At 66.6% G+C, this 10,864-nt stretch carries 11 protein-coding genes and 1 tRNA gene; 3 read left to right on the top strand and 9 right to left on the bottom strand.

Going from position 1 to position 10,864, the window contains the following annotated elements:
- Positions 1-28: 28 nt before the first annotated feature.
- The 4 genes from ACTXG9_RS06715 to ACTXG9_RS06700 form a co-directional block, all read right to left on the bottom strand.
- On the bottom strand, positions 29-526 hold the full coding sequence (locus ACTXG9_RS06715) for a pyridoxamine 5'-phosphate oxidase family protein (RefSeq protein ID WP_111103060.1): 498 nt from the start codon (positions 524-526) through the stop codon (positions 29-31).
- Between the two features lie 69 nt (positions 527-595).
- The gene (locus ACTXG9_RS06710; RefSeq protein ID WP_457654779.1) at positions 596-1,591 is read right to left on the bottom strand and encodes an LLM class flavin-dependent oxidoreductase; all 996 of its coding nucleotides are present in this window, start codon (positions 1,589-1,591) and stop codon (positions 596-598) included.
- Between the two features lie 201 nt (positions 1,592-1,792).
- Positions 1,793-2,560 (bottom strand): sulfurtransferase, encoded by a 768-nt coding sequence (locus ACTXG9_RS06705; protein WP_019658894.1) that lies wholly within the window; start codon positions 2,558-2,560, stop codon positions 1,793-1,795.
- 287 nt (positions 2,561-2,847) lie between these two features.
- On the bottom strand, positions 2,848-3,213 hold the full coding sequence (locus ACTXG9_RS06700; protein WP_111102017.1) for a DUF6164 family protein: 366 nt from the start codon (positions 3,211-3,213) through the stop codon (positions 2,848-2,850).
- Positions 3,214-3,283: 70 nt separating this feature from the next.
- On the opposite strand from ACTXG9_RS06700, the gene ACTXG9_RS06695 reads away from it, so the two are divergent.
- Positions 3,284-3,718 carry an FKBP-type peptidyl-prolyl cis-trans isomerase gene (locus tag ACTXG9_RS06695; RefSeq protein ID WP_021204400.1) on the top strand — a complete coding sequence of 145 codons (435 nt, stop codon included), beginning with the start codon at positions 3,284-3,286 and terminating at the stop codon, positions 3,716-3,718.
- The gene (locus ACTXG9_RS06690; protein ID WP_021204399.1) at positions 3,705-4,952 is read left to right on the top strand and encodes a TIGR03862 family flavoprotein; all 1,248 of its coding nucleotides are present in this window, start codon (positions 3,705-3,707) and stop codon (positions 4,950-4,952) included. Before ACTXG9_RS06695 ends, ACTXG9_RS06690 begins: the two co-directional genes overlap by 14 nt.
- Before the next feature lie 122 nt (positions 4,953-5,074).
- Here the strand turns inward: ACTXG9_RS06690 and ACTXG9_RS06685 are convergent, their stop codons facing one another.
- The 4 genes from ACTXG9_RS06685 to ACTXG9_RS06670 all read right to left on the bottom strand — a co-directional run bounded on the left by ACTXG9_RS06685 (position 5,075) and on the right by ACTXG9_RS06670 (position 9,184).
- Positions 5,075-5,536, bottom strand: a complete 462-nt coding sequence (locus ACTXG9_RS06685) for a GNAT family N-acetyltransferase (RefSeq protein WP_111102018.1) — start codon at positions 5,534-5,536, stop codon at positions 5,075-5,077.
- 106 nt (positions 5,537-5,642) lie between these two features.
- The gene (locus ACTXG9_RS06680; protein ID WP_021204397.1) at positions 5,643-7,265 is read right to left on the bottom strand and encodes an FMN-binding glutamate synthase family protein; all 1,623 of its coding nucleotides are present in this window, start codon (positions 7,263-7,265) and stop codon (positions 5,643-5,645) included.
- 55 nt (positions 7,266-7,320) lie between these two features.
- Positions 7,321-8,607: a nucleotide sugar dehydrogenase gene (locus tag ACTXG9_RS06675; protein ID WP_111097917.1), complete on the bottom strand. Its 1,287-nt coding sequence runs from the start codon at positions 8,605-8,607 to the stop codon at positions 7,321-7,323.
- Between the two features lie 142 nt (positions 8,608-8,749).
- The gene (locus ACTXG9_RS06670; protein ID WP_019658901.1) at positions 8,750-9,184 is read right to left on the bottom strand and encodes a BLUF domain-containing protein; all 435 of its coding nucleotides are present in this window, start codon (positions 9,182-9,184) and stop codon (positions 8,750-8,752) included.
- A gap of 132 nt (positions 9,185-9,316) precedes the next feature.
- On the opposite strand from ACTXG9_RS06670, the gene ACTXG9_RS06665 reads away from it, so the two are divergent.
- A tRNA-Leu gene (locus ACTXG9_RS06665) sits at positions 9,317-9,403 on the top strand.
- A 23-nt stretch (positions 9,404-9,426) separates the two neighbouring features.
- On the opposite strand, the gene hemN is transcribed toward ACTXG9_RS06665, so the two are convergent.
- Positions 9,427-10,836, bottom strand: a complete 1,410-nt coding sequence (hemN, locus tag ACTXG9_RS06660; protein WP_058980175.1) for an oxygen-independent coproporphyrinogen III oxidase — start codon at positions 10,834-10,836, stop codon at positions 9,427-9,429.
- Between the last annotated feature and the right edge of the window lie 28 nt (positions 10,837-10,864).

The following is a 10,864-nucleotide window of genomic DNA, read 5'->3' as shown; positions in this document are numbered from 1 at the left end:
CGGCACTACCAATACCGGACATCGGTCATCACCGAAGATCGATGAAGCCGTTGTCGGCCAGCGCCGCCGGTTCGTCCTGCACCGCCGACAGCACGAAGCTCAATGCCTTGCCCAGCAGCGTGCCCGGGCCATCCCAGTATTCGGCGCTCTCGGCGCGCACGTGGATCAGGCGCAGGTTCGGATCGTCCTTGCCACCCGGGAAGAACAGTTTCATCGCCGGCGACCACAGCTCCTCGATCTTCGCGCGGTCATCGACGACGCGGGCACGCCCGGCCACCGAGACATAGGTGTTGTTCGAGGGCGAGGCATACGCCACGTTGACCCGCGGGTCGAGCGCGATCTCGGCCACCTTCGGGCTGTCGGCGGTGATGACGAACCACAGGTCGCCGTCAAAGGCGACCTGCTGGGTGGCCAGCGGCCGACTGTAGAGCCGTCCGTCGACGCCGGTGGTGGTGAACATGGCCACCTCCACATCCTTGATCAGTTCGGCCAGCTGGTTGACGTGTTCGGCACGGGTGTCGGCCATGTGGGGGACTCCATCGGAATGAGCCCCCATCAGACCGGGCACGGCCGCAACAGCCCGTGACGCAATTGTTCAGCCCGCGTGGCGGGCGTGCCAGGCCTGCATGGTCAGTTCGAACGAGCGCAAGCGCGCGCGGTGGTCGTACAGGTTGGCGGTGAGCATCAGCTCGTCGGGCTTGTGCCGTTCGACAAACGCGGCGATGCCCTCCCCGACCTGCTGCGGATCGCCCAGCACGGTGCAGGCCAGCGCCCGCTCCACCCCCAGTTTTTCGTGCGGCTCCCAGAAGGACTCGATGTCGTCGATCGGTGCCGGAATCTTGCCCGGCCGGCCACGACGCAGGTTGACGAAACTCTGCTGCTGGCTGGTGAAAAGGCGGCGCGACTCCGCCTCGCTGTCGCTGGCAACGACGTTCAGGGCCAGCATCGCGTGCGGCTGCTTCAGCGCCACCGAGGGGCGGAACTCGCGGCGGTAGACAGCAAGGGCTTCGTCCATCGCGTCGGGTGCGAAGTGCGAGGCGAACGCATACGGCAGGCCCATCGACGCGGCCATGCGCGCGCCGAACAGGCTGGAACCGAGGATCCAGGTCGGTACCCGCAGGCCGCCACCTGGAACGGCCTGCACCGCCTGCCCCGGCTGAACCGGCTCGAAGTAGTGCAGCAGCTCGCGCACGTCCTGTGGGAACTGGTCCGCGCTGTCGAAGTAGCGGCGCAATGCACGCGCGGTCGGCTGGTCAGTACCCGGTGCGCGGCCCAGGCCCAGGTCGATCCGGTCCGGATACAGCGAGGCCAGCGTGCCGAACTGCTCGGCCACCTGCAGCGGGGCATGGTTGGGCAGCATGATGCCGCCGGCACCGACCCGGATGCGCCGGGTGCCGCCGGCGACATGGCCGATCAGCACGGCGGTGGCCGCACTGGCGATGCCGGGCATGTTGTGGTGTTCGGCCAGCCAGTAGCGGCGGTAGCCCAGCGCATCGGCGTGCTGGGCCAGTTCCAGCATGTTGGCAAAGGCGGTGGTGGTGTCACTGCCCTCGCAGACCGGGGCCAGGTCAAGGATCGACAACGGGATCATCAGGCGTTTTTCCGTCACAGGATCCCCCATGCATGGGGACGACCCGACGCAGCGGCCAGTGCCGGTGGCAGGATGCTGATTCCCGCAGCGCGGGTCCACGACTGGCTGCACTTGATCCGGTAGAGCCGGCCGCTGGCCGGCAGGCAACGTGCCCTGGCAGCCGGCCAGCGGCCGGCTCTACCGGGGAATCGACATCCCGGCTTAGAACGCGCTGGGGCGCGGATCAGGCAACGGCTGGTCGACCATCGGCTTCAGTTCCGCATCCAGCGCAATGCGCTCATCGAACACGAAGCAGCGGCCTTCGTAGCCTTCGCCGCCCACTTCCTCGAAGTAGCCGAGGATGCCACCGTCCAGCTGCAGCACGTTGTCCATGCCGTCGTTGACCATCCACAGCGCCGCCTTCTCGCAGCGGATGCCGCCGGTGCAGAAACTGACCACGGTGCTGTCCTTCAGTGCTTCGCGGTGCGGCGCCAGCGCCTCCGGCAGGTCGGTGAACTTGTGGATGGGCAACACCAGCGCATCCTTGAAGGTGCCGTACTCCACTTCCTGCAGATTGCGCGTGTCGAGCATCACCACCGGCTTGCCGGCATCGTCATGCCCCTGCCGCAGCCAGCGCTGCACGGTGGCCGGATCCACCGCCGGCGCACGCGGGTAGTCCAGCGGCTGGCCGTCATCACGGCGGAAGCTGATGATCTCGTCCTTCACCTTGGCCTTCAGCCGGGCGAACGGCTGGTGCTCGCTGAAGCTGGTCTTGACCCGCATATCGGCAAAGCGCGCGTCAGAGCGCAGCGCTGCGTAGAAACCCTCGACCGCCTCTGGCGCACCCGCCAGGAACAGGTTCAGCCCCTCGCCCGCCACCAGGATCGTGCCGCGCAGCTGTGCCGCCTCGGCACGCGCCAGCAGCTGGTCACACAGGGCCTGAGGGGCGTCGATGACGGCGAAATGGTAGGCAGCGGTATTGGCGATCATCCCGCCATTTTAGCGCCTCCCGCCCGCACAGACAGATTCAGGGGTCAGTGCCCTCTGCGCAGCAGAGGGATCCGACCCCAAGCCCGGCAGACACCCGGAATCGGTCAGGGGTGGGGCGGGGTGGGCAGGCGGGGGCGCAGAGCGCCATGGATGGCGCTCTACGAGGCACGCAGGAGCAGCGTTTGCCGTCCCCCGCCTGCCCACACCGCCCCACCCTCCCACTGAAGCCCGGCTTTTGACGTCGCCGTTGCGTCTGCGGGTGCCGGGTGCAACCCGGCCGAAACCCCTTACCCCCGCAACAGCACGAACGGCAGCAGCACCAGCGCAGCGGCAGCGGCCATCCCCAGCAGCACCAGCATTACGAACAGCGGCCGCCGCCGGAACAGGCTGCCGAAGGTCTCCGCCGTGCCATCACGCAATGCCTGCTCACGCTCGGCACGGATGCGCGGCCCGCGTTCGGCCTGGTACTCCGCCATCAGCGCCTTCGCACGTGGATGATCGGCGTCCTCGCGCAGCCACAGGCCTCCGTTGGAAATGCCCCAGGGGCTGGGTTCGGTGCGGTACCAGGCGATGCCGTGCTGGTCGAGCAGCGTGCAGACATCGGCGTATTCGTCCTCACCGACATTGCGCAGATTGAGCAGGAGTTTTGCCATGTCCCCATGATACCCGGCGCCGATGCGCTACCCTTGCCGCCCTCGACCTGCGCCCTACCGGAGACGCCCGATGCGCCGCCTGCTGCTTCCCCTGCTGCTGTCCCTCGCCGCCGCTGGCTGCTCGACCGAACCGTCCGGCCCGCCGCCCGGCGGCACCCTGACCGCCTTCGAGCGGATCGATACCGTGCCAGGTACCGGTGCTGAAGCCGTTCCCGGCAGCAAGGTCACCGTGCACTACACCGGTTGGATCTACGACAACCGTACCGAGACCAAGCACGGCAGGACCTTCGACAGCTCCTTCAAGCACGGCCAACCGTTCACCTTCGCGCTTGGCGCCGGCCAGGTCATCCGCGGCTGGGATGAGGGCGTGGCCGGCATGAAAGTTGGCGGCAAACGCACGCTGATGATCCCGCCGGACTACGGTTACGGCGACCGCAAGGTCGGCCCGATTCCGGCCGGATCGTCGCTGGTGTTCGACGTCGAGCTGCTCGATGTCAAACCGTGATGCCGCCATGCCCCACCGCGTCGCCGTCATCGGCGGTGGCCCGGCCGGCCTGTTCGCCGCCGAGCGCCTGCGCGCCGCCGGGCTGGACGTCGACCTGTACGAGGCCAAGGGGTCGCCCGGCCGCAAATTCCTGATCGCCGGCAAGGGCGGGCTCAACCTCACCCATTCCGATCCGCGTCCGCTGTTCGACAGCCGCTACCGCGAGCAGTCCACGGCCGTGGGCCGCTGGCTGGACGACTTCGATGCGCAGGCGCTGCGCGACTGGGCCGCCGGCCTGGGCGTGGAGACCTATGTGGGCAGCTCCGGCCGCGTGTTCCCGGTCGACCGGAAGGCTGCGCCGCTGCTGCGTGGCTGGGTGCGCCGGCTGAAGGAACAGGGTGTGCGCCTGCATGCCAACCACCGCTGGATCGGCTGGGGTGAGGATGGCGCGCTGCGATTTGAAACCGAAGATGGCGCCGTTGAAGTACATGCCGATGCCACCCTGCTGGCCATGGGCGGCGGCAGCTGGCCGCAGCTGGGCAGTGACGGCGCCTGGGTCGCGCCACTGCAGGCCCGTGGCGTGGACATCGCACCACTGCAGTCGGCCAACTGCGGTTTCGACGTGGGTTGGACCCCATTCTTCGCCCAACGCAATGCCGGCGCGCCGTTGAAGCCGGTGGTCGCGCACTGGATCGACCTGGCCGGACAGCCACGGTCGCTGCAGGGCGAATGCGTGGCCAGCGAGTACGGCATCGAAGGCAGCCTGATCTATGCGATGGCGGCGGACCTGCGCGAGACCATCAACCGCGAGGGCCACGCGATGCTGTGGCTGGATCTGGTACCGGGCCGCGACGAGGCGCGCCTGCTTGCCGATCTGTCACGCCCACGCAAGGGCCGCAGCTTCGGCGAGCACCTGCGCCGCCAAGCCGGACTGGATGCAGTGAAAGCCGCACTGGTGTTCGAGATTCTGGGTAAAGAAGCGGGCAGCGACCTGCCTGCCGTGGCGGCTACGCTCAAGCGCCTGCCGCTGCGCCTGCTGCGTCCCCGGCCGATGGCCGAGGTGATCAGCACCGCCGGCGGCGTGCGCCTGGATGCGCTGGATGATGGCCTGATGCTGCGGGCAGTGCCCGGCGTGTTCTGCGCCGGCGAGATGCTGGACTGGGAAGCGCCGACAGGTGGCTACCTGTTGACCGCGTGCTACGCCAGTGGCCTGCGTGCTGCGGAAGGCGTAATCAGGTGCCTGGCCGGGCGGTGACGCCTGCCTTGTAGCGTCAAGCCATGCTCGACGGCGTTACCTGTAGAGCCGAGCCCATGCGCGGCTTGAGTCAAAAGCAGCCGAGCGTGGGCTCGGCTCTACAGAACGCAGAAAACGAGCACTCACCACGGCCGGCGCATGCTCACTGAAGCCAGCGCCACGCCGCTGGGATGCGGGTAGGCCTCTTCGCGCACGCTGACGAACCCCTGGCGTTGATAGAACGGCACGGCGTTGAGCGAGGCCGACAGCACCACCTCACGTTCACGATCGGCCATCGCCAGCAGGCGCTGCATCAACGCCTGGCCAATGCCCTGGCCGCCATGATCTGGATTGACGAACAACGCATCGACTTCATTGGCATCGGCATCAAAGACGCCGAAGCCGAGCAGGCCACCCTGCCCGTCCTCGGCCACTACGCAGCCTCCCTGCGACAACAGCCGCGCATACTGCGACGGTGGCGGCGAGGCAGACCAGGGCGCAATGACTTCGGGCGGGTAATGGCTGCTGCAGGTCTCGCGCACGCAACGCGTGCGCAGCGCCCACAACATGGCCACGTCATCCATGGTGCCGGTCCTGAACTGCATTACATCTCCTTGTAGAGCCGAGCCTATGCTCGGCTGCTTCTCGATCACGCATCGCGATGTTGGAACGAAGATCAGCCGAGCATGGGCTCGGCTCTACAACATCACGTTATCGCGACTTGCTGGCGCGCAGTGCCTGGATCTTCGGCGGCGGCTGGAAGGAATCGCTGCGTGCATCGGCCCAGAACGCATGGAACACCGCATGGTCGGGCACCTTGTGCAACAGCTCGCCCGGTTCCAGGTAACGGTACAGCGAGGCCAGCGAACGGATCTCCACCGGCGAAACACGACGCAGGATGTGCTCCGGCCCAAGTTCAGCCGGGTCGTTCAGGCCAGCGGCACACAGCAGTTCCTTCAAGGCATGCAGCGTGTGCTCGTGGTAGCTGTAGACACGAGCAGCCTTGTCCGGTGCATCCAGATGCTTCCAGCGCGCGGGATCCTGGGTAGCGATCCCGGTCGGACACTTGTCGGTATGGCAGCTCAGCGACTGGATGCAGCCCAGCGCGAACATGAAGCCTCGGCCGGCATTGCACCAGTCGGCCCCCAACGCGATGGTCCGTGCGATGTCGAACGCACTGGTGATCTTGCCGGCCGCGCCGATGCGGATGCGCTCACGCAGGTCGAGGCCGACCAGGGTGTTGTGCACCAGCAGCAGTGCCTCATGCATCGGCACGCCGACATGATCGACGAACTCGGCCGGTGCCGCGCCGGTGCCGCCTTCGGCACCATCCACCACGATGAAGTCCGGCAACAGGCCGGTTTCCTGCATCGCCTTGGCGATGCCGAACCATTCCCACGGGTGGCCGATGGCCAACTTGAAACCGACCGGCTTGCCACCGGACAGTTCGCGCAGGCGGGCCACGAACTGCAACAGTTCAACCGGCGTGGAGAACGCCGAATGGCGCGACGGCGACACGCAGTCAACGCCCATCGGCACGCCACGGGTCACCGAGATCTCGGCGGTCACTTTTGGTGCCGGCAGCACACCGCCGTGGCCCGGCTTGGCCCCCTGCGACAGCTTGATCTCGATCATCTTGACCTGATCGTGGGTAGCGTTGGCAACGAAGCGCTCCTCGCTGAAACCACCTTTCTCGTCACGGCAACCGAAGTACCCCGAGCCGATCTCCCACACCAGGTCGCCGCCCATTTCGCGGTGGTAGGGCGAAATCGATCCTTCGCCGGTGTCGTGGTAGAAGCCACCGCGGCGCGCGCCTTCGTTCAGTGCGCGGATCGCATTGGCTGACAGCGAGCCAAAGCTCATCGCCGAGATGTTGAACACGCTGGCCGAATAAGGCTTGGCGCAGTTCGGGCCGATCAGGACGCGGAAGTCATGCTTGGCAATCGTCGTCGGTGCCAGCGAATGGTTGATCCACTCGTAGTCCACCGCATAAGTGCTGCGCAGGGTGCCGAACGGCACCGTGTCCATCTCGTTCTTTGCGCGCTGGTAGATCAGCGCGCGCTGCTGGCGCGAGAACGGCACGTCTTCCAGGTCGCTCTGCACGAAGTACTGGCGGATCTCCGGACCGATCGACTCCAGCCCGTAACGGAAGTGCGCCATCACCGGATAATTGCGGCGCAACGTGCTGCGTTTCTGCAGCAGGTCCCAGGTCCCCAGCGCCACCATCGCGGCAGTCAGGCCGACGCCCCAGTACCACGCTGGCCAGATCGTGGCCAGCCACAGGCATATCGGGAACATCAGGATGGCGAGCAGGTAGACGATATACCGGTGCATGGCGTTCCTCGGTTGCAACTGCCCCCGAGTCTACCGCGCCGTTCGCAGCCGGGGCTTACAAACGATCGTCAACCACGTTGCGCGGCCAGGCCGATTTCACGTCGTAGACCAGGCCACCGGGCGCCAGCAGCGCCCGGATTGCGGATTCATCCATCGCCTTGAACCGGGCGTGGGCCACCGCCAGCACCACCGCGTCATAGCGCCCTGCCCCGGGCTCGGCCAGCCAGTCCAGGCCCTCGCCGGTCAATGCCGCCGGGCCGACCCACGGGTCGCTTACCTCGACCCTCGCACCGGCATCGCGCAAGCGCTGTGCCAGTTCCAACGCGCGACTGTTGCGCAGGTCCGGGCAATCCTCCTTGAAGGTCACGCCCAGGACCAGGATGCGTGCATCCGCCGGCGCACGGCCACGCTCGGCCAGCATCGCCAGCACCCGAGCCGCTACGTGCTCGCCGACGCGGTTATTGACCTGTCGCGCGGTGTGGATCAGGTCCGGGTGGTAACCCACGCTCTCGGACTTGTGCAGCAGGTAGTACGGATCGACGCCGATGCAGTGACCACCGACCAGGCCCGGGCGGAACGGCAGGAAGTTCCACTTGCTGCCGGCGGCATCCAGCACGTCCTGGGTGTCGATGCCGAGCCGGTCGAAGATCAGGGCCAGCTCGTTGACCAGCGCGATGTTGACGTCACGCTGGATGTTCTCGACCACCTTGGCCGCTTCAGCCACGCGCATCGAAGGGGCCGGGAACGTACCGGCGGCAATGATGCGCTGGTACAGGCCATCAATCACCGCAGCGACCTCCGGGGTCGATCCGGAGGTGATCTTGCGGATGTCGGCAAGGCGCCGCTGGCGGTCACCGGGGCTGACCCGTTCGGGGCTGTAGCCGCAGTAGAAGTCTTCGTTGAAGCGCAGGCCGGACCCTTGTTCCAGCAGCGGCACGCACACTTCCTCGGTGGTTCCAGGGTAGACCGTGGACTCGTAGATCACCAGATCTCCGGCGCGGAGATGGCTGGCAATCAGGCGCGTGGCCGAACGCAACGGCTCCAGATCGGGCTGTTCGTAGGCATCGATCGGGGTCGGCACGGTGACGATGTAGACATTGCAGGCATCAAGCAGTGCCGGATCGCTGCCGTACTGCAACAGGTGCGCACTGGCCAGCTCGTCGGCTTCCATTTCCAGTGTGTGGTCCTGGCCGCTGCGCAGCTCGGCGATGCGACCGGCGTCAATATCGAAGCCCAACGTCGGCCAGTGCCGGCCAAACGCCACCGCCAACGGCAGGCCGACATAGCCCAGGCCGACCACCGCAAACCGAGGGTCACTGGCCGCCGCAACCGGCACACTCATCGGCACATCCCATGCAATCGATGCAATCGCACATACGCTGCCATGGCTTCGGCCAACACACTCATCTGCTGCACCACTCCGGAAAACCTGCGCCAGAAAGGCTACAGCCTACCGGCCCCGGCGCCCTGCCGCCAAGGCGGGCTCAGGACCCCAACGCCACCGCCGCCGGTTCCAGCTCACCGTCGGCACCGGTCCAGGCCTGCAGCAGGCGTTCAAATCCACCGCTGCCAAGCAGGAAGCCGGGCCAAGCGGCGTCGACGATCTGCGCCAGTGGTTCTGGCTCGATGCGCCGCGTACCCATCGACCAGCGCGGAAATGCCCGCTGCACCACCGGAGCGCGGCACAGTACGTGCAGCTGCCCATGGCTGCGCGCGTTGAGGATGCGCTGGAACACCGAATCGATGCCGTCCTGCGGGCCTTCGAGATACTGCAGGAAACGGCTGCCATCGAACATCAGGACGCCGGTGACTCCAGCTACACGATTGAATGCCGTGGCATCGGCCAGCAGGCGGTCAAGATCGGTTGTCTGCAGATCGGCGCGGGCCTCGCTGGCATAGGCAATCGCGTGCAGCGACATCAGATGGCTCCCCCCCCTGGGAACGATGGCAGGGACTATGACATGAATACGATCGGCAGTTAAGCACGCGACCGCCGTGATGCAAACAGGCCGAGGCACCGCAGGTGGGCTACAATCGGCGCCGCGCTGCTGGCCCGGATGGCGAAACTGGTAGACGCATCGGACTTAAAATCCGCCGGGGGCAACCCCATGCCGGTTCGATTCCGGCTCCGGGCACCATACGCACGCCGCGCAACCCACACTCAGATCGCCCGCGAGTAACGCGGTTGCTCGTGAGTGGCACGCAGGTACGGATCGAAGCACATCGCCAGCAACCGCAGCAGCGGTCGCCCCGGTTCGCTGGAACGCACCACACCATCGCGGTATTCGGCCAGGCCGTCTTCCTGCAGCCGCTGTACCGAATGCAGGTCCTCGGCAAAGTACTGTTCGAAATCCACGCCGTGGCGCTGACCCAGCTGCACGCCATCGACCTCGCCCTGGCACATCAACTGCTGGATCAGTTCCGCACGCAGCTGGTCGTCAGCGCTCAGCGCCACGCCGCGCCACACCGGCAGCTGCCCCTGGTCCACGGCATCCTCCCATGACGGCAGGTCGCGCGGATTCTGGCTGTAGGTGGCACCGATGTGGCTGATCGCACTCACGCCCAGGCCGAGCAGATCGGTATCGGCGTGGGTGGTATAGCCCATGAAATTGCGATGCAGCTGCCCGGCGCGTTGTGCGCGCGACAGATCTTCTTCCGGCAATGCGAAGTGATCCATGCCGATGTACTGGTAGCCGGCCGCAGAGAGCGTCTCCACCGCCAGACCCAGCAGCGCCAGTTTGTCCTCCGGCGAAGGCAAGCGGCTTTCGTCGATCTGCTTCTGCGCACGGAACAGATGCGGCAGATGCGCGTATCCGTACACCGCCAGGCGGTCCGGACGCAGCGCCAGCACCCTATCGAGGGTGCGGCCGAACCCCTCCAGGCTCTGCCCCGGCAAGCCGTAGATCAGGTCGACGTTGACCGAACGCATGCCGCTGTCGCGGCAGGCGCTCAGGATGTCCAGTGTCTGCTGCACGCCCTGGATGCGGTTGATCGATTCCTGCACCTGCGGGTCGAAATCCTGCACGCCCAGGCTGGCCCGGTTGAATCCCAGGCGCGCCAGCATGGCGACGTCGCGGGTGTCGATGAAGCGTGGATCGAGTTCGATCGAGAAATCGCGCTGCGGTGAATCGCTGAAATCGAAGCGCCGGCGCAGCCCTTCCACCAGCGTGGTCATCGCCTCGGCCTCGAGGAAATTCGGCGTGCCACCGCCCAGATGCAGCTGGATGACCTCACGGCCGTCCTCGAACTGCGGCGCCAGCAGGTCGGCCTCGGCCAGCACGCGCGACACATAGCTGTGACCACGTCCGCGGTCGCGGGTGATCACCCGGTTGCAGCCACAGTAGAAGCAGGGGCTGGAACAGAACGGCACATGCACGTACAGCGACAGCGCGCGGGCCAGCTGGTTGCTGTCGGCGATCGCTTGGCGCAGCGCCGGCGCGTCGAAGCCATCATGGAAATGCGGCGCGGTCGGATACGAGGTGTAGCGCGGGCCCGGCCGGTCGTGCCGGCGCAGAAGGTCGGGGTCGAAGGTCCAGGCCAGGCCACCGGCGGCGGGAGAGAACGTGTCCATGCCGCCAGCATCGCGCCAGGCGGCCTAT

This window comes from Stenotrophomonas maltophilia group sp. LNF247 (genome assembly GCF_054083135.1).
This window is presented reverse-complemented; position numbering and strand designations above follow the sequence as displayed.